The following is a 23,252-nucleotide window of genomic DNA, read 5'->3' as shown; positions in this document are numbered from 1 at the left end:
AAGGAGGAGATGGGCATATGCTCCAGTGCCCTCCGAACATCGTCGTTCCCTTGCGCCGCAGGATCGTAAACTCCAGATGAGAAGTTCGGCCGCCCTGGCGCCAGCGAGCTTCCGCCGCAGCGATAACACCGCTTACCACGCAGCGGTTGCCTCCGCGCCCCGGCGGTCATGCTGAGTCAACAACCCGACACGTGGCGCAAGACGGCGTGAGTGCCGGTTCCTTCGACCGGCGTCAGCGTCATAGCCTTACGGGCTCAGGCGAGATGGATCAAGACGGTGGGGACGACGCTACGTGATCACTGGTGAGCTGAAGAGCAAGGTCGACCGGATTTGGGACACCTTCTGGTCGGGCGGCATCTCCAACCCGCTGGAGGTGATCGAGCAGATCACCTACCTGCTCTTTATCCGGCGACTGGACGAGCTGCATGACCTGGCGCTGAAGAAGGCCCGGCGCACCGGCAAGCCCATCGACCGCCCGATCTACCCCGAGGGCGAAGACCCCAAGGGCAAGCCGTATGCAAAGTTGCGCTGGTCGTACTTCAAGAGCGTCGAGCCTCGTGAAATGTTCGAGATCGTCGGGGAGCACGTCTTTCCGTTTTTGCGCACGCTCGGTGGAGACGGCTCGACCTACTCGTCTCACATGAGGGACGCCAGGTTCACCATCCCCAACCCGGCGCTGCTGTCGCGGGTAGTCGACATGCTTGACGGCGTTTCGATGGAAGACCGCGACACCAAGGGCGACCTGTACGAATATCTGCTCAGCAAGATCGCTACTGCCGGCCACAACGGGCAGTTCCGTACGCCCCGACACATCATTCGGCTGATGGTGGAGATGATCGGCCCCGGCCCGGACGACACCATCTGCGACCCGGCCTGCGGTAGCGCTGGCTTCCTAATGGAAGCGAGTGAGTACGTCCGCCGGGAGCACCCCGACCTCTTCCACGACCCAAAGCGCAACCGGCACTACCACCACGAAATGTTCCACGGATTCGACTTCGACAGCACGATGCTGCGGGTCGGCAGCATGAATATGCTGCTGCACGGCGTCGAGAGCCCGATCATCGAGTACCGAGATTCGCTGGCGCAGAGTGTCAGCGACGAGGCCGAAAAGTACTCGATCATCCTGGCTAATCCGCCGTTCGCCGGCAGCATTGATTACGAGAGCACCGCCCGGGACCTGCTGCAGGTGGTCAAGACCAAGAAGACCGAACTGCTCTTCTTGGTCCTCTTCCTGCGGCTACTCAAGCCGGGTGGCCAAGCGGCGGTCATCGTGCCGGAAGGCGTGCTCTTCGGATCTAGTAAGGCGCACAAGGAAATCCGCCGGATGCTTGTAGACGACCACAAACTCGACGCGGTGGTGAAGCTGCCCGGCGGCGTCTTCAAGCCCTACACCGGAGTCTCCGCAGCTATCCTCTTCTTCACCAAGACCAACAGTGGTGGCACCGACAACGTCTGGTACTACGAAGTGACCGCCGACGGGTGGAGCCTGGACGACAAGCGGACCCCGCTGCTGCCAGAGGAGAAGCTCGGCCCCAAGCCGGCGGTCGATCTTGCTGAGGCCGATCACGCCGCAAACAACCTGCCGGACGTGCTCTCCCGCTGGAAGCAGCACGATGGCAACGAGCGGAAGCGCGCCCGAACCGAACAGAGCTTCTGCGTACCGAAGGACGATATCGTCGCGCAGGAATATGACCTAAGCCTTAACCGCTACAAGGAGGTTGTCCACGACGAGGTCAATCACCGGCCGCCATTGGAGATCTTGAACGACCTTGAGCGCATCGAATCCGAGATTAGGCAGGGCATGTTCGACCTGAAGGCGATGCTCGGATGAGCATCGGGTTCCGCGTCGTCAAGTTAGGCGAAGTTGCGTCTTTTGTTCGGGGAATTACCTTCAAACCGACTGATGTGGTTCCAGTGGGCACCCCTGGCTCGGTGCTATGCATGCGCACGAAGAATGTGCAATCCGTGTTGGACCTCACGGATGTGTGGGCGGTGGATGCTTCTCTCGTCAGACGGCAGGAGCAGTTTCTCAGGCGAGGTGATACGCTTGTTTCGAGCGCCAATAGCTGGAATTTGGTTGGTAAGTGCTCTTGGATTCCTGAGATGGATTTGCCGGCGAGCTTTGGCGGTTTTGTCTCTGTCCTGAGACCCGATTCCTCCAACCTAAATCCACGATACCTGTATCACTGGTTCTCGAATCCCCGAACTCAGGCAATGGTTCGTAGCTTCGGCCGGCGGACGACGAACATCTCCAATCTAAACTTCGACCGCTGCCTGACGCTAGACCTGCCTCTGCCCCCCATCGAGGAGCAAGAAAGGGTGGTGGAGTTGCTGGATAAAGCGGACGAGCTGCGTGCGAAGCGCCGCGAAGCTCTGACCAGTCTCGGCGGGCTGCAGCGGGCCGTTTTCCTCGATATGTTCGGTGATCCTGTTCTGAATAGTAGACGCTGGCCAAGGGTTACCCTTGGATCTCTGCTGAGTGAGATTCAGAGTGGGCACAGCCCGCAGTGCTTGGATCGGCCAGCCCTCGCTGGCGAGTGGGCGGTTCTGAAGCTAGGTGCAGTATCAAAATGTGAGTATAACCAGCTCCAGAATAAGGCACTTCCGGCTGGTGTGACCCCGAACAAGGAGGATGAAATTCAGGTTGGCGATCTCCTATTTTCTCGGAAAAATACGCCTGATCTGATTGCGGCGTGTGTGTTGATCCGGAAGACGGCACCCCGACTTCTGATGCCAGATCTGATTTTCCGGCTAAAGCTAGCTCCGGGAGCCGAGGTTGATGCTGCGTTCCTGCATCAGCTGCTGATATTCCCTACAAAGCGGCGCAAGATTCAAAGTCTTGCTGGCGGCTCCGCCGGTTCTATGCCCAACATCTCGAAAGCGAAACTTAGAGATGTTGAGGTCGAACTGCCGCCGCTGGATCTCCAACGTGAGTTCGCTGCTCGATCCAACTTGATTGAGAGCGCCGTAGCAGCCCATCGGGCGGCTCTGGCCGAGTTGGATGCGTTGTTCGCTTCGCTGCAGGAAAGGGCGTTTCGCGGGGCACTGTGATGTGCGATGATCAAGGGCTGTCCACGCATCGAGGGGATCTTCGTCGATGAGCAACTTCGCGTTCCTGCGGGTCGAGTGGCCCGAGCTGTTCGCTGAGGCCGAGCAGGCCGAGCGAAATTCCCTGGTCGATCCGCGTGCCGCCTGCTTCTACGCCCGGCGCTGCCTGGAACTAGCGCTGAAGTGGCTCTATCGCGCCGACCGCCAGCTGCGCCAGCCAGCGGACCGCCGTCTCACCGGCCTGATTGCGGAACCAACCATGCAAACGCTGGTTGGGGAGACGCTTATCGCCAAGATGCAGATCATTCGCGTGCAGGGCAACAAAGCTGTCCACGAAAAGGGGAAGGTGTCGGAGCGCATAGCGGACCAAGTGGTTCGTGAGCTGTTCCACCTGACGTACTGGATCGCCCGCACCTACACCCGCGACCGTTCCGCCCTACCTCCGGATGCCCTGGCATTCGACGCTGCCTTGGTGCCGCGTCCAGCCGATGTGCGGACCCAGAGCCGGGCGGAGATCCGTGCCCTGGACGAGCAGCTCGCCGCCCGCGATGCGGCGCTCGCAGAGGCGGAGGCGGCCAACGTCGATCTCGACGCGCAGATCGCCGCCCTTCGGGCGCAGATCACGGCCGCGAAGGCTGCCAACGCCGCTCGTCCCGACCACCACGACTACAACGAGCAGGAGACCCGCGACCGCTACATCGATGTGCTGCTCGGCGAGGCAGGCTGGCCGCTCGACCAGAAGCGTGACCGCGAGTTCCCCGTCAGCGGCCTGCCGCGCGGCTCGGGCAACGGCCAGGTCGACTATGTGCTTTGGGGCACCGACGATCGGCCCCTCGCCGTCGTCGAGGCCAAGCGCACCCGGCGCGACCCGCTGGTCGGCCAGCAGCAGGCCAAGGAGTACGCCGACGCGCTGGAAGCGACGTACGGCCAGCGCCCAGTCATCTTCTACACCAACGGCTACGAGACGTGGCTGTGGGAGGACGACCGGTACCCGCCGCGGCCGGTCCAGGGCTTCTACACGCGCGACGAGCTTCAGCTTCTCGTGCAGCGGCGGACGAGTCGGCGCCGGCTCGCCGAGTTGACCATCGACGGGAACATTGTCGAGCGGCATTATCAGCAGCGGGCCATTCGCCGGATCGCCGAGACCTTCGAGGGCGACGCGCAGCGCAAAGCCCTGGTGGTGATGGCCACGGGAGCGGGTAAGACCCGCACCGTCATCGCTTTGGTCGAGCTGCTGATGCGGGCCAACTGGGTCAAGCGGGTGCTCTTCTTGGCCGACCGGGTGGCCCTGGTCGACCAAGCCGCTCGAGCGTTCAAAGAGCACTTGCCGCACGCCACCACTGTCAAGCTGACCGACGACAAGGTGAGCGAGGGGCGCGTTTACGTCTCGACGTACCCGACCATGCTGGGCCTGATCAACCAGACCGACGGCGGGCGGCGGCGGTTCGGCCCGGGTCACTTCGACTTGGTCGTCATCGACGAGGCGCACCGCTCGGTCTACCAGAAGTACCGGGCGATCTTTTCCTACTTCGACTCTCTGCTGGTTGGGCTGACCGCCACGCCTAAGGACGAGGTCGACCGGAACACCTACGGCCTTTTCGACCTCGCGGACGGCGTTCCCACCGACGCCTACACCCTCGAGGAGGCCGTTGAGGAGAAGTATCTCGTTCCGCCCCGGGCTGTCGCTGTTGACCTGCGGATTCAGCGCACCGGCCTGCGTTACGACGAGCTGAGCGACGCCGAGAAGGACGAGTGGGACGCCCTCGAGTGGGGCGACGGCGACGTGCCCGACGAGGTGACTGCCGACGAGGTCAACAGCAAATTCTTCAACGCCGACACCGTGGACAAGGTGCTGGAGTACCTGATGACCCGGGGACACCGGGTAGCGGGCGGTGATCGGATCGGCAAGACGATCATCTTCGCCAAGAACAACCGGCATGCAAAGTTCATCGCCGAGCGCTTCGATGCCAACTATCCGCACTACCGAGGACAGTTCGCCCGGATCATCACCCATCAGATCGTCGGCGCCCAGGGGCTGATCGATTCGTTTTCGAACCCGGATCGACAGCCGCACATTGCCATCTCGGTCGACATGCTGGACACGGGAATCGATGTCCCCGATGTCATCAACTTGGTGTTCTTCAAGAACGTCCGGTCGAAGACGAAGTTCGCGCAGATGCTTGGTCGGGGCACCCGGCTGCGCCCCGACCTCTACGCCCCCGGTGTCGACAAGAAGGACTTCTTCGTCTTCGACTTCTGTGGCAACTTTGAATACTTCGGTCAGAACCCGCCTACCACTCAAGGCTCGCTCAGCCCATCGCTTACCGAGCGGCTCTTCAAGGCCAAGGTCGAGCTGGTCAACCAGCTCGACCAGCGCTGGCCCGCCGACGCCCCCGCCAGTGACGCCGCCGACGGTACCCACACCGAGGCCGGGCTGCGCTGGGACCTCGCCCGCGAGCTACACCGTCGGGTCCGGGCCATGCGCCTGGACAACATTGTGGTCCGCCCGCACCGCAGGCTTGTCGAGTACTTCGTTGACTTCGAGAACTGGCACAGGCTGTCCCCGGAGGTGTCCGCGCAGCTCGCCACCGAGCTTGCCGGCCTTCCCAGCGAGGTGCGGGATGACGGTGAGGAGGCCAAGCGGTTCGACCTGCTCATCCTCCGATTGCAGCTTGGCCTGCTCGTGCCGGATAGCCGGTTCAACCGGCACCGTACCGAAGTGCAGGAAATCGCCGCAGCCCTGCTGGAGCAGACCACCATCCCCGCGATCCGGGAACGGGTCACTCTGCTCGATGAGGTTGCAGGCGACGAGTGGTGGCAGGACGTCACTCTGCCCATGTTGGAGTTGGCCCGCCGCCGCATCCGCGACCTCGTCCGGCTGGTCCCCAAGGCGCGCCGGGCCGTGGTCTACACCAACTTTGCCGACGAGATCGATCAGGTAGTCGAAATGCCGTTCGCCGGGGTGAGTACCGGTACCGATCTTGACCGGTTCCGCGAGAAGGTTCGCGTCTATCTTCGGACCCACGAGGACCACCTTGCGGTGCAGAAACTGCGCCGCAACCGACCGCTCTCCGGTACTGACCTCGCCGAGTTGGAACGGATGCTCGGCGAGAGCGGCGTGGGGGACAAGCAGGACATCGACCAGGCTCGGCGGGCATCCGAAGGGCTCGGTTTGTTCATCCGCTCGATGGTGGGACTGGATCGTGAGGCAGCTCGGGAAGCGTTCAGCGAGTTCCTGACCGGTCGGGCGCTCAACGCTGCGCAGCTCGACTTCATCAACCTAATCATCAACGACCTGACCGCCAACGGTGTGATGGACCCGGGCCGCCTCTACGAGTCTCCGTTCAACGCCATCGCGCCCCACGGGCCCGAAGTGCTGTTCCCATCGGCGGACGTGGACCGCCTCTGCGCGATCCTCGCCGTCGTTAAGCGCAACGCTATGCCAGCAACCGAGGCGGCCTGACGGCTTGCCGTCGCCCGACCAGGCGCAAGCCGATCGCAGAGCGCAAGTGCAGCCAGGCCTGCCGCAGCCTCACATCCACTCGGAAAGACGTACCGACACGGGTTGGTCTCCACCCGGGCAAACCCCACCCCGGCACCCCCGAATCCGGCCTGATCGATAGCCGACACGGCCTGGCGGCACCTCGACCGGGCGGTAGATGTTGCTGAGTGGAGTTGTTCCAATGACGTTCTTGTCGGAAATCCGACGCATCGACCGACATGCCATCCGTCCTATCCTGGAGGGCTTTGCCTCGGGCCGACGGCCCGGCGGATCAGCACTGGCGTACGTCGACTGACTTGGAGACGAGATGCTGTTGACCCAACCGGATGTACTCCACCTCGTCCAACAGGCCGCCGGCCGGTGGGCAGACCAACTGATCGACTTCGGCCCGCGCAACACGCTGCTCTACTTCAAGGAGCGACAGACCACCACCCTCGATCTCGCCGAGGCGGCTCCCGGCGCGGTCGCCGATCTGCTCCAGGGACAGAAAGTTCGCCTACGGACGCTGTTCCCGGACCAGGACCGGCATAGCACCGCCTGCAACACTGCCCGCGGCCTCCGTCGGAAGCTGGTCGAACTGGAGGAGGAGCAGGGCATCCAGGCAGGTTGGGTGACCCGCGGCCTGCTCTGCATGGTCGGTACCTACACCCGTGGGTCCGTGCCGATGCAACCGCTGCGGGCGCCGTTGATCCTGCAGCAGTTGGCGTTGGATAGCAGGACGGCGACGGAGAACGACTTCACGCTGGAGCTGTCGGAGTCACCCGAGATCAACCCCGTCCTCCTGTACGCGCTGGAGCGGCAGTACGGCGTGGAGGCGGACATCAGCGCCCTCGGCCAGAAGCTGAGCGCGATGTTGTCCGAGATCGCTGACCCGGACCAGCAGCTCAGCTCTGCGTACGAGCTGATTGCCGAGGCAGTCGCTCCCAGCGGTCTGTCTCTCCGGCTCGAGCCTGCGTTGGTTGCCGGCGTCTTCAGCTTCGACAAGCTGCCCATGGTCGAGGACCTGCGCAACTCGGCTGAGCTGCTGGCATCACATCCGGTGATCGGCGCAATGGCGGGCGACCGCGACGCTCGGCAACAGTTGCGCACTGAGCAAGCTCAGGGGTCCAGCTCCAGTGCCGATCGGATCGATCCGGCCAAGGAGTTCCTGGTCCACGACGCGGACTCGTCTCAGCAGTCGGCGATCGACGCGGTGCTGTCCGGCCGGCATGTGGTCATCGAGGGCCCGCCCGGCACGGGCAAGAGCCAGACGATCGCGAACATCATCGCGTACATGGCCGCGATGGGTCGCAGCGTGCTGTTCGTCTCTGAGAAGCGGGCTGCCATCGAAGCGGTGATGAACCGCCTTGGCGACGTCGGGCTCGACAACCTGGTGTTCGACCTGCACGACCGCAAGATCAGCAAGCGGCAGGTCGCCCAGCGCATCGCCAATGTCCTCACTCAAGCTGGCGCTGAACCACCCGTCGACACCGACCAACTGCACCGCCGCCTGAACAGCCGCCGGGCCGCGGCGAAACGGCACCCGGCCGAGCTGCACGAAGTACGGCAGCCCTGGGGGGTGAGCGCCTTTCAGATCATCGAGCAGCTCCTCGCGCTTCCGACTCTCGATGTCAGCGGCTATAACCTGCGCGCGTCCGAGCTGCGGAACCTTGACCGATCGAGGCTTGAGTCCGCGCGGGAGGACCTTCGGACGTTCGTGGATCGTGGCGGCCTGAGGATCTGGCGCGGGGAGTCGCCGTGGGCGAAGGCCGCCATCCGCACCCCAGACGATGTCGGCAAGGTGCTGGTGCATCTCGACGAACTCGCGGCCGGCGCCCTACAGGGTGCACAGCGCCAGATCCGGGACTTGGTCGACCGGGCGGGGCTGGACGTGCCGGACGACCTCGCTGCGTGGAGGGACCTGTTCGACCTGCTCAGCGAGGTCGACCGCACCATTGCCAGCTACGGTGAGCAGGTCTTCGGCCCGGATCTGGACGACTTCGTCTACGCGACAGCACCAGGGCGATCCCGGCCGCGCCGCTCCGAGCCGCTCGGGATCTTCCGCCGGTTCCAACTGCGCCGCGAGCTGCGGCGGACCTGTCCGGCCCCTCCCAAGAGCCGATCCGAGATGTATCAGGGCCTGGTCGCCGCGGCAGGCCAGCGTGAGCGGTGGCGGAAGCTCAGCCGTCAGGACAGCGCACCCACTGCTCTGGCGGGCGCCGACCTGTGCATGTCGTCCTTCACGCAGGTGCGTAACCATCTCGCTGCGGTGGCGGCATGTGCCCGGATCGACGGCCTTGAGCGTGGGCCCACCACCACTGCGGCCAACACCCTCGCCGAGTTGAACGCCGACCGCGAGACGTTGTTCTTGATGCCTGACCTGAACAAACAGCAGCAGCTGTTCCGGTCGTTGCGGCCTGGGCCACATGCTCGATGACCTGGCCACCCGGCAGGTCTCAAGCGATGAGGCAGCCGACACCCTGTTGCGCTGCTGGTTGCAGGTGGTCCTCGACGAGATGCGCATGCGGGTCCCGTACCTCGGTCAGTTCGTTGGGCAGCAGCATGCCGCGGTGGTCCAGGACTTCCGTGTCGCGGACAGCCGGCACATTGAGATGGCCGCCCGGCACGTGCGCCGCAACGTGGCAGTGAACCTGCGGAAGGCGCGAGACGCCTATCCCGACCAGAACGGCCTCGTCCGGCGGGAGGCGGCCAAGAAGAGCCGGCACCTCTCTCTTCGGAAGCTGCTCAGCAGCGCGCCGGAGGTGCTCCTCGCCGCGTTCCCGTGCTGGGCCATGTCGCCACTGGTGGTCAGCCGCATCCTGCCGGCCGAGCGGTCGTTCGACGTGGTGATCTTTGATGAGGCGAGCCAGATCGAGCCGCACGACGCGGTCGCCTCGATCATGCGTGGCATCCAACTCGTCGTGGCTGGCGACCCGAAGCAGCTCCCACCCACGCCGTTCTTCCGGCGCCTCGTTCAGCAGAGCCCGGCTGGCGAAGACGATGATCTCGTCGACGACAGCCTTGAGGACTACGAGTCCGTACTTGACGTCCTCGGTGGCCTCATCTCGGACCGGTACCGCTTGACCTGGCACTACCGCAGCCGAGACGAGCGCCTGATCGCGTTCTCGAACGTCGAGATCTACAACCGGTCCCTCGTGACGTTCCCCGGCGTGCAGGTCGAGAGCCCGCTGTGCCTGGAGACGGTGGACGGCCGTGTCGCCCCCGGGCAGGGCGGCTCATCAACGGAGGAGGTGAACCGGGCGGTCGAGCTGATTCTCGAGCATGCCGAGCAGCGACCGAATGAGAGCCTCGGCGTCATCACGATGGGGCAGAAGCACGCCCTGCGGATCGAGGCGACCCTGCGCAGCCGACGCCGAGAGCATGAGCACCTCGACGACTTCTTCTCCCAGGACCGGGCCGCGAGCCAGCGGTTCTTCATCAAGAGTTTGGAGAACGTCCAGGGCGACGAGCGGGACGCCATCATCCTGAGTATCGGCTACGCCAAGACCAGAGACGGTCGACTTCCGCTGCGCTTCGGACCGCTCAACCAGGAGGGGGGTGAGCGGCGCCTCAACGTCGCGGTCACCCGAGCGCGGAGTCGGATGACCGTGGTGAGCGCCTTCTCTCACCACGACATGGACCCGAACCAGACCGCGGCGACACGGAACCACGGGCCCGAACTGCTCCGCCGCTACCTGGAGTTCGTCGACCTCGGCGGCGACCTCGGCGCGCGCCAGCACACCGGGGTCGAGCTCAACGGCCTCGAACGCAGCGTCCTGAAGGCTCTCCAACAGCGGGGCATCAACGCCGTGCCGCAGTGGGGCGTCTCCGGCTACCGCATCGACCTGGCCCTCGCCCACCCAGACCAGCCCGGCCGCATGGTCCTCGCTGTGGAGACCGACGGTCACTCGTACCACCATGCACACAGCGCTCGGGACCGTGACCGGCTGCGCCAACAGCACCTCGAGCGCCTCGGGTGGGAGTTCCACCGCATCTGGTCGACCGACTGGTACGTGGACCCGGCAGGCCAGACCGCCCGACTCGTCGCGCGCTGGAAGCAGGCGGTCGACCGCGCCAACCACGCCGCGACGAGCCGCCCCGTACCGCCGGCCCGCCGGCCCGCTCAGCAACCGACGCCGCAGGCGACCCGCCGTGGCCCACGCCCCGACGTGCCGATCGGTCTGCGGATCACCGACTACACGCGGGAACAGCTCGTACAGATCTGCACCTGGCTGGTGAGCGATCAGCTCCAGCGCGATCGGGATGAGCGCCTCCAGGAGGCCATGACCGAGCTCGGCTTCCGCAAGCGGGGCTCAATCATCCTCCAGCGCCTGACCGAAGCACTCGACATCGCGCAGCAGCGCGCCGACCGGGAGGTGTCCCGATGATTGCCCTCGACCCGCTCACTCTGGAACGCGTCGCCCGCCTGATCTGCGACGTCGATGGTCCCTACGAGCGGACCGGTACGCAGATCGAGCGGTTCCTGCATCGGGTCCGGTGGCCTGGAGATCCGCAGTACGACGGCTCTCCGAGGATCCCTTGGCTGACTGAAGTACTCAATTGCCATGCCGATGACGCCGCCGCCCTCGACCGCCTGCTCTGTCGTATCGGTGATCCGCTGGAGTACGACGGCGGCATCGAGGCCGCCGAACCGATCGCGCAAGAGCTGAACCGCATCCTGGCTCCCGAACAGCTCACCATCACCTACGTCGGCGGGCGCCCCGTGCTCGGTCAACTCAGCCAGAGCAGTGACGTTCCCCTGTACGGGCCGCCCCCGGACCTCCACGAACGGGTGCGACGACTATCCCCCAACAGCAAGGCGGTCGACATCCTCATGGCACGCGCCGACGAAGCGTCGATCTGCCAGAACAACGGAGCCTACGCACTGGCGATCATCGGCATCGGCAGCTTCGTCGAAGGCCTGCTGCACGTCGTGGTTACCGACCGCGACGAGACCGTGCGAAGGAACGGCCTGGTCGACCGTAACGGCCGACGGGTTCGGGCCGAACGAGCGGGCCTTCACCTGCTCCTCGAGTACGCGCATCGGAAGAAGTGGGTCCAGACCGACGCCAAGGACTTCATGGAGAAGGTCCGGGATTACCGCAACTTCGTTCACCCCCGTCACCAGATCGACTACGGGCTCGTGCCCGACCTGGACACGGTGCGAATGTGCTGGGCGCCTGTACATGCGCTCCTCAATGACCTGGAATCCGCAGCTTGATCAACAGCTCATCTCGGTGACCAGCAAGCAAGCGGATTGACCTTTCCTTGTCCAGATGTCGCCCTCGACGCTGCCGCTGCTACCCCAGCTTCCGAACCACGACCAGGTGCTGGAGTAGCAGGGGGAGGTCAGCGGGGCCGCATCGAGCGAGTGGGGCGATGCGTTCGGCGCAGCCCTCTCGCCTGTAACCCCTCAGGACGGCGCAATGCTCGGTTTCAGGTCTGTGTTCACGACCCACCGCGAACGGAACCATCTGCAGCCACTGGTACGGGAACAACTCGATCGTTGGATCGCCGGCCCCAAGGGCTGGGATCCGTCTGCGCTTCAAGAGAATCAGTGGGCGACCATCGGCGACAACGTCAGAGCCCTCCTACTGCAGCACGAGGGGCAGGATGGATCGACGTCAACGCGCGTCCGGATCGTCGAAACGAAGCCGGACGGGCAGTGGATCATCCAACTGACCGTACACTCGCCCAACGCGAGAGAGCGGGCGGCGTGGGCCTGGATCGACATCGAATCCCCCGACCCCGACAGCGAGGACCCGAGCAGCCGCCCCCGCCTCGCAGGCACCCCTCGCTTTCTTGCGCCCATGCTCGAAATCATCGATGCCTGGGACGGTGCCGCACGTCTGACGACGCGACCAATCGTCATCCGGGGCGACGAAGTCGACGAGGTCCACCGAGCCCTCATCGACACGGAGCGACGAGGTGTCGTCTTCGTCGCAGGCAATGACGACTCGCTGCCTTCAGTCCCATGGACTAACCGAATCGCCAACCTGACCCGGTTCACCATCGGTATGGCCTCGTGCTACGTGCTGGACGGGGAGGCCACACAGTTGCTCAACGACCGGCTCGGCCAGGCCCACCTCGTACTGCCCGGCCGACTTCGTACCTATCGCTCCCAGGTGCAACCAGACTCCGTCGTCGACGGGCTGCGGCACCGGGTGCTGAGCGCCGAGCGGATCGCCGACGACAACGAACAGCCCCGGCTCGCGCGGGTCCTCGCCTCCAACGCCCAACTGCAGGCTCTCGAACAACCGCTACCCGCATCGGCGGCGCGGGTACACCGGATGCTGGAACGTATCGCTGACGACATGTTGGTGCACCGGCTCGGCGACGTCAGTTCGAAGCGGCCATCGCTCGTTCCGTCGCAACCCCAGGCAGCGGCCGTCGAGACGCGAGAGAGTGATCGCCGGCAAGGTGGCGCCAGCGCGCAGCAAGGCATGTTGCTGGACTACCTGAAGATCAAGGTGGGGGTCGATGACCTGACCGTCGACGGGATCGACGAGATCGTGCGTCTGATCGAGGTCGGTCGGTCATCGCAGGAGGCGCAGAAAGACATCGCAGCCCGATTCGCGCAGCTCCAGGCCGAACTCGATGAGACACAGAAGGCGTATCACGACGTCAAATGGCAGCTGGATGATGAGCAGATCGAGAACCGGGACGCGGTTGAACGCCTGACCCGGTCTGCGGAGACTGAGCGGACGCTGCGCCACCGGCTCGCCTCTATCGGGCAAGCAGAGGTGGCCTGGACGGCACAGCCATCGGAAGCGGACGTCTCCCGGCCGGACAGCTTCGGCGAGTTGCTCCGTTGGCTGCCAAGACTCCAGCACGTCGTGTTCACGGGCGATCCTGACTGCGCTGAGGAACTCGACAGCAACGACCCCCTGGGCGCCTGGGCTTCGAAGACCTGGGACGCGTTGTTGGTGCTCCAGGACTATGCAGCGGCGAAGGCAGACGGGCGCTGGGCTCGGGACGTGAATGGCTTCCTGGAGAACACTCCGGATGGCTGCCACCAGTGGTCGACGCGTCGACACGCCCGTGACGAGAGTGAGGAGGTCCGAACCAACCCGGCGTTCTGGAGGAAACGGGTGCTACCCGTGCCGGTCTCCGTCATTCCGGCGGGCGAGATCTTCATGGGTGCGCATTTCAAGATCGCTCAGTTCGCGATGATCAGCCCTCGCATGCACTATTACGACGATACGGCACAGAGCGGACGGATCTATGTCGGCTACATCGGCCGGCACCTACCGACCGGACAGACGAACTGACGGCCCTGAAGGTAATCGCTGAGCCACGGCGTCGGCGGCTGCGGTACCTACGCCTGACTCGGGTCATACACCAGTCAGCTGGTGGCGCGGTAGAGCTTTACCCGCCGCTGGCATTCGATGGGGCCTTCTCCGCCATGAGGCGTCGGACATGCCGTTCGGACACGCCGGCGGCCAGAGCCAGCTCGGCCGGGCTGGCCTGCGGACGCTCGGCACGCAGCCGGGCTACAACGTCTGCTGTCCGCTCCGCGCGTCCCGTCACCCGTTTGCGTCGTGAGGTCTGCCGCCGGAGGGGCGCCGACACCTGGTTCGTCGCCGGACCGTCGGAGGCCCCAGCCAGCTGCGCCTCCTTCATCTCGGTCACAAGTTCCAACGGAAGCGACACCAGTGGCAACGCAGACGCAGCGTCAGAGGCAGGCGGCTGGGCGGTGTCTGACGTCCGATGGCCGTTGCCTGGGAGCGGCTGCGCTCTGGCCAGCATCTCCACGACCAGCAGCAGCGCCACCGCTGGCCAGGCCGCCACGATCCGCGCTCCGAGGCTTGGCTCGGCGGCGGCGATGTTCGCCGCCACGCTTGCTGCCACCCCGACCGCGAAAGCCGTCCGAGCTGACCAGCGCACCCTCCGACCGGCGCGCTTGTCCTCGACCATGGCCGCCGACGCGACAACCAGCATCCCGTCGACCGACAGCGGCGACCTCGGGACGCTCCCCGAACCTCAACGCCACGGCGACCATGTGACTCCACGACGACCAGGCAGCAATCCCGGCCACCGCCACCGTGCTCATGTCTCGGGCAAGCCGGGTCGGCGTCATCGAACCACCCCCGGCCCGAGCCGTCGCTCAATGGCGCGAACCTCGACGGGGTCCACAGGCAGACGTCCGCCGATGTCCAACCGCGTCTGGACATCGACCCAACGCCGCCGGCGGTCGACGACTTCGCCCGCGTCGAGACCGGTCGCTTTCGCGATGTCCGTCAGGTCCGCGCGAGCCCGCAGCGCAGTGTGGATCATCGTGGGTTGCCAGCGAGTCCACCAGGACACCACCGCAGCGGACAACGCCAGCTCCGCCAGGACGGCAACGCGTCCGGATTCCGGCGTCCGAGCCGCGGCATCCTCTTGAAGATCAAGAAGGAGTTGGAACGGGTTGATCTCTTCCGCACCGGTGAACCACACCGGCGGTTCGGTCGGTCGGGCCGGGTTCATCGGGCACCGCCCGATCCGCGTGAGCTGGGCATAGTCAGCGGTAGCGGGTCACCGGCGATCGTGGCGGTGTGGTTCGCATGGTGGTACCTCCGCCCCACTCCGTTCCAGCTCAGGCACGTCCAGGTCCGCCAGGAGCGAGGCACAGGTCTGCCGGGCATCCCGGGCGGTGATCCGCCGGCCGCTAAGCGACCACGACCGCATGCTCGGCCAAGATCAACCGCCACGTCACCTCGGAGATCGCCTTTATCGCCCCGCGTCCTCAAGGCACACCCCCTGGCCCGCGTCGGCCGAGAGGTCGGCGCAGGCCAGGGCGGAGGCGTGGAGGACGTTCACCGCGTCCTGGGCTAGCGGGGAACGGCGCAGTACGTGAGCGTGCAGTAGAGCTGGACGCTGTTGCCGCCGACCTGGCCTTCGGCGTAGAAGTCGTTGTTCGGGTACTGGTTCGCGAGGTAGATCGGCCCGGCGTACTGGCGGTACTGGCCCGCATCCTCCTTCGATCCGTACGTCACCCCGCCACCCGCGGGCACCCTGACGAGCGTCGCTCTGGTGTATTTCGTCGTGCCGGTGCTGTTGAAGGTGACAGCACACATGGTGTTGCTGTTCCGGTGCTTCGAGACCACGAGACGGCCGTTGGAGAGTTCGTGCGCCGCAATTCGCATGTACTCCGAGCCGCCACAGATTTCCGGTCCTGTCGCCGCGTGCGCCGGGGTCGCGATCCCTCCGACGAGGAGAACCATGGCGAGCGCGGCGCCGCCCCTGCTAGTGATCTTCATCTTTTTCATGGCGAGGATTATGCACGCCCCCTCCTGTGACAGCCATAGGTGAGCCTGTATCTGCCGTCGCGCAGGTCGGCGGCGGCTTGGCGGTGGGCGGGGTCGGTGATGCCGACTGTCTCGGGGCGTGGGTGTTCTTGCCTCCATGGAAGGGCTGCGACCATCAGCAGATGGAGTTCGTCCTGGATCCACCGCACGGGGTCGGCCCGCTGCGGCTCGGGATGACGATCGACGAGGCCCGTGCCGCGCTCGAGACGCTAGGCCCGCTGAGTTCGACCGCCTACGGCGAGGTTGCTCTGCACCTGCGGAGCGGGCTGGGGTTCAGCCTGGGCTTCGGTGTCGGTCCGACAAGGGATCGGGTAAACGGAATCGAGGTGTGGCGCCCCGCCGAACGGGACGTCGTGAGATACCTGGACGTGGACCTTTTCGGCCTGCCCGCGCGAGAAGTCGTGAAGCGCCTACGTCGCCATGTCGACCTCAGGCCGAACGAAGACGACGACGGATTCACCGCGCGGGAGCTGTACCTCGCCCTGTGGCGACCGTTCGCCGCAGACGACGACCCGGACGAGGAACAGGGTTACTTCTTCCAGTCGGCTCTCCTGGCTCGGCCGGGCTACGACGACTCACCAGCCGAGGCAGCAGCACGTCTCGCCGCCGACGACCAGCCGGGCTACTGATCTGCCTGAACTCCCCACCGAACGTCCGCGATGCGTGAGGTACCACCAACCCGGCGAGGTACACTTTTCTGTACATGCCTCGGAGGTGACCATGCGGACCGTGAACTTCACCCAGCTACGGCAGAATCTCGCCGCCGAACTCGACAGCGTCATCAACGACGCTGAGGAAGTGGTGGTGACCCGCTCCGGCCACGAGCCCGTGGTGATCGTGCCGCTTGCCGAGTACGAATCGATGAAGGAGACGGAGTACCTCCTCCGCAACCCGAGCAACGCCGCAGCGCTACGCCGGTCGATGGCCGAGCTTGAGAAGGGTGATGCGGCCGAGCGAGAGCTGATCGATCCAGCCTCGGTGCGGGACATCGCGTGAGACTGGTCTTCACCGCGACGGCCTGGAGCCAGTACCTCAGCCACACCGACCGAAAGCTGGTCAAGCGCATCAACGACCTGATCGCGGACGTGATGCGCAACGGATACGAGGGCATCGGCAAGCCGGAACCTCTCCGAGGAGAACTGTCCGGATTCTGGTCGCGACGGATCGATCGTGAGCACCGGCTGGTGTATCGGATCAGCAAGGAAGATGTCGAGATCATCGCCTGCCGGTACCACTACGCCGACCGGTAGCGGACTGGGCCGCGGCCAGGAGCGCCGCTCGTCGTCGGCCGAGCGCCTGGCAATATAGCGGCCGCAGTCCTTAGTCGACGCCCTCAGCAGCCCCCAATGACCTCCCACAACACCGTTTGACCGCCGACAGTCCACAGGTACAGGGTTTGAGTCCCTGGCGCCAGATCCCAGAGGTCGCATACTGGCCGTGTGACGGACGAACGGGCCGGCAGGTCGACACGTTGGACGATTCATGGCGAGCGGGTTGTCGACGGCAGCAGACGCTCCCGGTTGAGCATCGCGGATGTGGAACTGCCGGACGGAGTCCGCTTCGAGCAATACGTGATCCGGGCACCCCGGTCGGCCATGGTTGCCGTGCTCGACGGTCAGGAGCGGCTGCTGCTGATGCGGCGGCACCGGTTCGTGTTCGACCGGTGGGTCTGGGAGCTGCCGGGCGGCTACGTCGATGAGAGCGAAGATCCAGCGAGGTGCGCGATCCGGGAGGTCGAGGAGGAGACCGGGTGGCGTCCGGAGGCGGTAGAGCCGTTGCTGTCCTTTCAGCCGTGGGTAGCGACCGCGGACGCCGAGAACCTGCTGTTCCTCGCCCGGGAGGCGGAGCACATCGGCGCTCCGGTGGACGTCAACGAGACCGAGCGGGTGGCTTGGATTCCGCTGGAGGAGGCGCGGCGGCTCGTCTCCGAGGGTGAGATCGTTGGTGCGGGCACGGTGATCGCGGTGCTGGAGTTGGTGGCGCGGAGGGCCCAGGGTGAGCTGTAGTCAGCGCCGTTGGCCGAGTGCCGCGTCGACCCGGGTGATGAACTGCCGTACTGCTGGTCGACGGCGGTGGGACATCAGACCGGTTTGCAGATCGCGCACGTAGCGAACGGCACGGGCCGACCGTAGTTGCGTGGTCAGGGTGAGGGCTTCCGTGCCGATGGCGCTGGCACGTTCCGGCTCGCCGTGGCGAGCGTGGACGCTGGCCAGCAGGGCGAGGTTGAAGGCTTTGCCGCGTACGTAGCGCTCGTCCATCTTCAGTGAGCGAGCGGCGAAGCGTTCGGCTCGACGGTGTTGGCCGAGCGCGTGGAAGCAGTGGCCGAACTTGGCTGACAGGTACGCCTCGTCGAAGTAGCCGAGCCATTGCGGGTCGCTGCTGCGGTCCGCGCGGTCGAGGGCGTGCTCTGCCTGGTGAAGCGCGGCAGCACAGTCGCGTTCGTGGAGGGCGACAGCGTGAGCGTGAGCTTCCATGACCAGCGCTTCGGCAGTCAGCACCGTGAGTCCGGCGCGCTGTGCCGTCTGCCGTGCGGCGCGGGCGAGGTCGATTCCGCTTGCGGCGTGCCCGAGGTAGGTGGCCTGGTGGCTCATCGCGGCGAGGATCTCGGCGCCCAACCCGGTGTCGCCGGCCGTTCTGGCCAGGTCCAGGGCCTGAGTGAGGTAGCGCTGGGCGAGGCCGTGTTCGGCCATGTCGTACGCCTGCCAACCGGCGAGTTGGGTCAGTTCGGCAACGGCGGTGAGCAGCCTGCGGCCGGTCGCCAAGTCGTACCGGCCCTCGATCATGAGGGGTGTGACCTCGTGGTGCAGGAAGCGGGTGACGTTGTCGCGCGCGTGCCCGCCGCCGTACTGATTGTCGAGTCGCCGATAGGTGGCGGTCATCTGGCGGATGGTCTCGATGTCGGGTTGACCGACTGCCCGGCGCCCCTCCTGCTCGACGGGCTGTGCCGAGGTGGCGGTGAACCAGCGTAGGGCGGGCAGGGTGTATGCCGTGGAGCTGAAGACTGTCTGGCGAAGCATGTCTCGACGGTTCACATCGCCTTCCCATAGCTGCGCGGCGGCCCGGACGTCCTCGCGCCAGGACCGGCTGGCCGGCACGTCACCATGCCGACCGCGGGATTGATCCGCCATGGCCGGGCGATATGACCGCTGGTGGGGCGCGAGGCCCAGCGTCATCCGGGCGTCGTCGGGCATGCCACAACCGGTGGCGATCCGTTCCAAGACGTCGATCGAGGTCACCCGCCGGCCTGCGATGATCCGGCTGACGTAGCCCTGCTCCAGGCCGACAGCCGCACCGATGCGGGTTTGGCTTGCACCCGTGTGCCGGGCTAGCAGCCGGAACAGTGCGCCGATGTCACGGCCAGCCAGGGCGGTGTGCACGTCCTCTCGCGACCAGAGGTCGTCGGGTATTCGGAGATTCTCCACCAGTACGACCGCTCCCAGCGTTGTCGGGCGACTACCCAAGGTGCTCAGCCCGGAGCCTACGGGCGGTGTACTGGCAGGTCGAGCCTCCTCATGTCACCGTGACATGACCTCTCGACATGGTCGCCGCAGCTCGGTCGGCGGGACCGTATGCGGCATGGACTTCGATGTCGATGACCCGCCTGACGTGCGGGAGCGCGACGCCGTCTCCGACTCTGAGCGGGCAGCTTCGTGACGATGTGTATCCACCTGGGTCAGTTCTTGAGGTGGTTGCTCCGGCACCATGCGCCTTCACGACCGCCCCGGACGGGGCAGCAGCACCAGGACGCCGAGTACGCGGCCGCTCGGCAGCGGCTACTCGACCACGCAGCACAGCTACGGCGATCCCAGGGCGACCGAGGGCCGGCGCCGGACGTGCCGACAAAGCAGCGGTGAGCCGGATGTCCGCCGGCGGGCTTGGTCGGATGCCTCCGAGCAGGCGGCACGTCTCGTACGAGGACTACCTGGTCGCGACGGCCCTCACTCTCGCCCGGCGGCATCGGCCGGTCTGGTGCTGGCGGAAATGGCGACGAATCTGCCGCTGCGGAGCCGATCTGCCCTGTCGCGTCCGGCACCGAATCCCCATCAATCGTGGCCACTGGCCGGGAGAGGACCCGCAATGAGAGACGACCAGGAGCAGGCGATCCTGGCCGTGCATGTCCGAGGCTTCGACGGCATGTGCATCGGCTGCCGCGCCTGGTGGTCGCGGCTCACGCCGTACCCGTGCTGGCAGGTGGAATGGGCGACCAGCCGGCAGGCCCGTGCGATCACCGCTCGTTTCCTGGAGGGGGTGCGGTGACCACCCACGGCCCGGTCATGCCGGTCTGGAGCTGCGGTGGCTGCGCCTTGCCCTGGCCGTGCCCGACGCGGAAGCGGGAACTGCGCGCGGAGTACGCCGACGCTCCGGTGTCACTGGCCCTCTACCTCGGCTCCTACCTCGTGCAAGCCACCGAGGACATGCCCTGCACGCCGGCCGGCGTGCTGCACCGCCGCTTTCTCGGCTGGACGCGGGAAACGGCTCTACCGACGCCAGGAGTACGGAACACTGACTCGTCCGCCTCACCGATGACGCGGAGGAAACGATGACCGATCCGGCCAGAAGCCCGTGATGATCGTGCCGCCGGCGGAAGGCGAGTCGAGGAAACCGAGTACCTCCTTCGCAACCCGAGCAACGCCGCCGCATTGCGCCGATCGATGGCAGAGCTTGATGAGGGCGATGCCGCCGAGCGGAACCTGACCGACTCGCTCGGCGCGGCGGATCCTGGCGGTCGCAGCCGAGAGCACCAGGTTTAGCGGCTTGGCGGATGGCTATGAGGGGTATCGATCCGCAGACCGACGATCGAGGAGAGAGCCGATGGCCAGCGGTGCGATCCCGTCCGACGATCCGACCCGTGCCCTCGTCCACGCCCGTCCCGTCGACCCCGGCCTCACGCACCTCGCCATCGCGGGCGGCACCTACACGATCCTGGTCACCGGCGAGCAGACGGCCGGCCGGTACTGCCTGATCGACATGCGGGTTCCGCCGGGTGGTGGGCCGCCTCCGCACCGGCACGACTTCGAGGAGATGTTCACGGTGCTCGACGGGGCGGTGGAGTTCACGTTCCGGGGCGAGCAGACCGTCGCGCGGGCCGGGGAGACGATCAACATCCCGGCGAACGCGCCGCACTTCTTCCGCAACTCGTTCGACCAGCCGGCGCGACTGCTGTGCATGTGCACGCCGGCCGGGCAGGACGAGTATTTCCTGCGCGTCGGCGACCGGGTGGACGGTCCCACCTCGCCGCCGCCGGCCCTCACCGAGGAGGAGCAGGCCGAGCGCCGGGACCGGGCCGCCGCGCTGGCCGCCGAGTACCGCTCGGAGCTGCTGCTTCCGTAGCCCCACCACGCATCGATCAGCGGTAGCATCGCGCGTCGGAGCGTAGTGCGGTGACAGAGGGAGCAGCGGTCGGTCATGTCGTTCGCGTCCCCGCCGCCGCCCAGCCGGCACTGGACCTTCACCGCCGCCGCCACCGCTGTCGTCACCCCGGCGCTGGTGTGGGGCATCGACCGGTCGTACCGCTCGATGGACCGGTGTCTCCGGGATCGTGGACTGCGGATCAGTGACCCCGACCTCGACATGCCCGACGCGTGTTCGGGAAGCAGTGTTCTGCTGGGCACGCTGGCCCTGGTCGCCATCGCCTACCTCGCCGCGACCCTGATCACCGGTTTGTGCGTGGGCGTGTGGGAGGGCCGGCGCCGGCGTGGCTTCGGGTGCCGGCGATGGCTCGTCGTGGCCGTCGTCGGACTCGCCGCCCCGTGGGCGCTGGTCACCTACGCCGCCGGTTACGGCATCGGCCGGCTCTTCCCGCCTCCCACCGTCAGCGCCCTGTCGACCGCATGGGCGGACGGCAGCGACGCCGCGCGGCGTACCCTCGAATTTCTGTCCCAGGGTGGGCAGCCGGACACCGTGCCCGCCCCGGGGTTCCTCACCGACGAACCGGTGTATCTGGACGCCCAACTGCACTACGCGCGGCACTACGGCTCGACGGTCACCTACCAGCAGACCTCGACAGTGGCGTTCGGGTCGACGGCCTTCGTCACCGGCGCCCTGCTCGCCAACGCCGTCGGCAACGCCAGTGCCCGGTCCCGGGCCGAACGCCTGGCCCGCCCGCAGTGGCGCGAGCACCAGCTCACCCGGGTGGTGCTCACCCCCACCCGGACCTGGTGCCACTCCTTCGGTCGGTGGCTGTCGTTCGACCACGCCGGCGTCCTGGAATACCACCTCGACCACCACGGTGTGGTGCTCTTCTTCGCCGACACCGAACCGCTGCGGCTGACCGGGCCGGCAGCCTGGGTCCACGCGGTGCTCTTCGCGTACTTCCGGTTCGGCGCCTCGGCGCTGAACACCGTCCCCTTCCTGATGCCGCTCCGCGCCGCGACGTCATCGGCCGCGTCTGCGGCGACGGGCAACTGATCGCCAACCGGGAATGGTGAGCCGACCGTTGAGCCTTGACCCGGCCGGTCCGTCGCTGTCGCAGAGACACGACGGGCGGGCCCGGTGGGTCCGCCCGTCGTGCGCCTTCGGTACGTCGATCAGCTCGTGGCGACGAGCTGGAACCGCTGGTTGGCCTGGCCGTTGCAGTCGTAGAGCTGCACCTGCTGGCCGTTGCCGGTGCCCCAGACGTCGAGGCAGCGGCCGGACTGCACGCCGCTGATGCTGCCGTTGGAGTTGATGTTCCACTGCTGGTTCGTCTGGCCGTTGCAGCTGTAGATCTGGACGGCCGAGCCGTTGCCGGAGCCGGCGGCGTCCAGGCACATCGAGCCGTACACGGTCAGTTGCCGGCTGGAGGTGTTTGTCCACCGCTGGTTGGTCTGGCCGTGGCAGTCGTAGAGCTGCACCCGGGTGCCGTTGCTCTGCGAGGAGTTCGGTACGTCGATGCACCGGCCGGACTGGCTGCCGACGATCCGGTTCGTCCCGCTGGTCGGCGGCGGCGTGGTCGGTCCGGCGGTCGGGGTCACGGTCGGGGTCACGGTCGGCGTGGGGTTGGGCGTCGCGGCGTTGAGGGCGTTGAGGACCGAGTTGTACGCGGCCTTCTTGTTGCCGCTGCCGTCGAACAGCAGCGGGCTCTCGTTGGAGCGCCAGGAGTCGCTGTCACGCACGCCCCACACCGTGATGCCGATGCAACGCGGCACGTTCAGGCACGCCTGGGTCAGCCCGGCGTACTGACTGGTCGAGGAGTTGGTGACGTCGACCTCGGTCAGCGCCACGTCCACCCCGAGCGCGGCGAAGCTGGACAGCGTCGTCTGGAAGTTGCTGGGCAGCGAACTACCGCCGGTGAAGTGGGTCTGCAGACCCACGCAGTCGATCGGCACCCCACGGGACTTGAAGTCCTGGATCATCCGGTAGACACCCTGCGTCTTGCCGTACGACCAGTTCTCGATGTTGTAGTCGTTGTAGCAGAGCTTCACCGACGGGTCGGCCGCCCGCGCGGTACGGAA

Annotated in this window: 19 protein-coding genes and 1 pseudogene; 15 read left to right on the top strand and 5 right to left on the bottom strand. The window is 66.1% G+C overall.

The window, feature by feature from the left end; translation table 11 throughout:
- The first annotated feature begins 292 nt into the window (after nt 1-292).
- The 7 genes from ACFYON_RS27335 (at nt 293) to ACFYON_RS27305 (ending at nt 13,800) form a co-directional block, all read left to right on the top strand.
- Complete coding sequence (locus tag ACFYON_RS27335; RefSeq protein ID WP_387321165.1) at nt 293-1,831, top strand: N-6 DNA methylase; 1,539 nt, start codon at nt 293-295, stop codon at nt 1,829-1,831.
- Nucleotides 1,828-3,051: a restriction endonuclease subunit S gene (locus ACFYON_RS27330; protein ID WP_387321163.1), complete on the top strand. Its 1,224-nt coding sequence runs from the start codon at nt 1,828-1,830 to the stop codon at nt 3,049-3,051. The genes ACFYON_RS27335 and ACFYON_RS27330 overlap by 4 nt, the downstream gene beginning before the upstream one ends.
- A gap of 46 nt (nt 3,052-3,097) precedes the next feature.
- On the top strand, nt 3,098-6,511 hold the full coding sequence (locus tag ACFYON_RS27325; RefSeq protein ID WP_387321161.1) for a DEAD/DEAH box helicase family protein: 3,414 nt from the start codon (nt 3,098-3,100) through the stop codon (nt 6,509-6,511).
- A gap of 346 nt (nt 6,512-6,857) precedes the next feature.
- Nucleotides 6,858-8,966, top strand: coding sequence for a DUF4011 domain-containing protein (locus tag ACFYON_RS27320; RefSeq protein ID WP_387321159.1), 2,109 nt, complete (start codon nt 6,858-6,860; stop codon nt 8,964-8,966).
- Nucleotides 8,956-10,917, top strand: a complete 1,962-nt coding sequence (locus ACFYON_RS27315; protein ID WP_387321157.1) for an AAA domain-containing protein — start codon at nt 8,956-8,958, stop codon at nt 10,915-10,917. Before ACFYON_RS27320 ends, ACFYON_RS27315 begins: the two co-directional genes overlap by 11 nt.
- A complete protein-coding gene (locus ACFYON_RS27310; RefSeq protein WP_357711850.1) occupies nt 10,914-11,750 on the top strand; it encodes a hypothetical protein in 837 nt (278 codons plus the stop codon). Before ACFYON_RS27315 ends, ACFYON_RS27310 begins: the two co-directional genes overlap by 4 nt.
- 223 nt (nt 11,751-11,973) lie before the next feature.
- Nucleotides 11,974-13,800, top strand: a complete 1,827-nt coding sequence (locus tag ACFYON_RS27305) for a hypothetical protein (protein WP_357711852.1) — start codon at nt 11,974-11,976, stop codon at nt 13,798-13,800.
- A gap of 97 nt (nt 13,801-13,897) precedes the next feature.
- Here the strand turns inward: ACFYON_RS27305 and ACFYON_RS27300 are convergent, their stop codons facing one another.
- The 3 genes from ACFYON_RS27300 to ACFYON_RS27290 form a co-directional block, all read right to left on the bottom strand.
- The gene (locus tag ACFYON_RS27300; RefSeq protein ID WP_387321155.1) at nt 13,898-14,446 is read right to left on the bottom strand and encodes a hypothetical protein; all 549 of its coding nucleotides are present in this window, start codon (nt 14,444-14,446) and stop codon (nt 13,898-13,900) included.
- A gap of 159 nt (nt 14,447-14,605) precedes the next feature.
- A complete protein-coding gene (locus ACFYON_RS27295; RefSeq protein WP_355095902.1) occupies nt 14,606-14,998 on the bottom strand; it encodes a hypothetical protein in 393 nt (130 codons plus the stop codon).
- 344 nt (nt 14,999-15,342) lie between these two features.
- A complete protein-coding gene (locus tag ACFYON_RS27290) occupies nt 15,343-15,780 on the bottom strand; it encodes a hypothetical protein (protein ID WP_354875025.1) in 438 nt (145 codons plus the stop codon).
- A gap of 161 nt (nt 15,781-15,941) precedes the next feature.
- Here ACFYON_RS27290 and ACFYON_RS27285 point away from each other — a divergent pair, with 161 nt between their 5' ends.
- From ACFYON_RS27285 to ACFYON_RS27270, 4 genes are all read left to right on the top strand, one after another.
- Complete coding sequence (locus tag ACFYON_RS27285) at nt 15,942-16,448, top strand: hypothetical protein (protein ID WP_354875023.1); 507 nt, start codon at nt 15,942-15,944, stop codon at nt 16,446-16,448.
- Nucleotides 16,449-16,539: 91 nt separating this feature from the next.
- Nucleotides 16,540-16,815, top strand: a complete 276-nt coding sequence (locus ACFYON_RS27280; RefSeq protein ID WP_354875021.1) for a type II toxin-antitoxin system prevent-host-death family antitoxin — start codon at nt 16,540-16,542, stop codon at nt 16,813-16,815.
- Complete coding sequence (locus tag ACFYON_RS27275) at nt 16,812-17,069, top strand: Txe/YoeB family addiction module toxin (protein WP_354875019.1); 258 nt, start codon at nt 16,812-16,814, stop codon at nt 17,067-17,069. The genes ACFYON_RS27280 and ACFYON_RS27275 overlap by 4 nt, the downstream gene beginning before the upstream one ends.
- A gap of 189 nt (nt 17,070-17,258) precedes the next feature.
- Complete coding sequence (locus ACFYON_RS27270; RefSeq protein WP_355095900.1) at nt 17,259-17,825, top strand: NUDIX hydrolase; 567 nt, start codon at nt 17,259-17,261, stop codon at nt 17,823-17,825.
- Here ACFYON_RS27270 and ACFYON_RS27265 read toward each other — a convergent pair whose 3' ends face one another.
- Nucleotides 17,826-19,244, bottom strand: coding sequence for a helix-turn-helix domain-containing protein (locus ACFYON_RS27265; RefSeq protein ID WP_387189062.1), 1,419 nt, complete (start codon nt 19,242-19,244; stop codon nt 17,826-17,828).
- 463 nt (nt 19,245-19,707) lie between these two features.
- Here ACFYON_RS27265 and ACFYON_RS27260 point away from each other — a divergent pair.
- The 4 genes and pseudogenes from ACFYON_RS27260 to ACFYON_RS27245 all read left to right on the top strand — a co-directional run.
- A pseudogene (locus ACFYON_RS27260) lies at nt 19,708-20,076 on the top strand (hypothetical protein); the annotation flags it as partial.
- Nucleotides 20,073-20,363 carry a hypothetical protein gene (locus ACFYON_RS27255; RefSeq protein ID WP_387189059.1) on the top strand — a complete coding sequence of 97 codons (291 nt, stop codon included), beginning with the start codon at nt 20,073-20,075 and terminating at the stop codon, nt 20,361-20,363. The pseudogene ACFYON_RS27260 and the gene ACFYON_RS27255, both read left to right, overlap by 4 nt.
- Before the next feature lie 268 nt (nt 20,364-20,631).
- The gene (locus tag ACFYON_RS27250) at nt 20,632-21,150 is read left to right on the top strand and encodes a cupin domain-containing protein (RefSeq protein WP_355093952.1); all 519 of its coding nucleotides are present in this window, start codon (nt 20,632-20,634) and stop codon (nt 21,148-21,150) included.
- A gap of 75 nt (nt 21,151-21,225) precedes the next feature.
- Nucleotides 21,226-22,227: a hypothetical protein gene (locus ACFYON_RS27245; protein WP_357711861.1), complete on the top strand. Its 1,002-nt coding sequence runs from the start codon at nt 21,226-21,228 to the stop codon at nt 22,225-22,227.
- A 119-nt stretch (nt 22,228-22,346) separates the two neighbouring features.
- Here ACFYON_RS27245 and ACFYON_RS27240 read toward each other — a convergent pair.
- A partial coding sequence (locus tag ACFYON_RS27240; RefSeq protein WP_387321153.1) for an endo-1,4-beta-xylanase occupies nt 22,347-23,252 on the bottom strand: 906 nt, incomplete at its 5' end.

Source organism: Micromonospora sp. NPDC005686, assembly GCF_042871665.1.
GTDB lineage: Bacteria > Actinomycetota > Actinomycetes > Mycobacteriales > Micromonosporaceae > Micromonospora.
The sequence above is the reverse complement of the archived record's forward strand: the minus strand, read 5'-3'. Positions and strand labels throughout refer to the sequence as shown.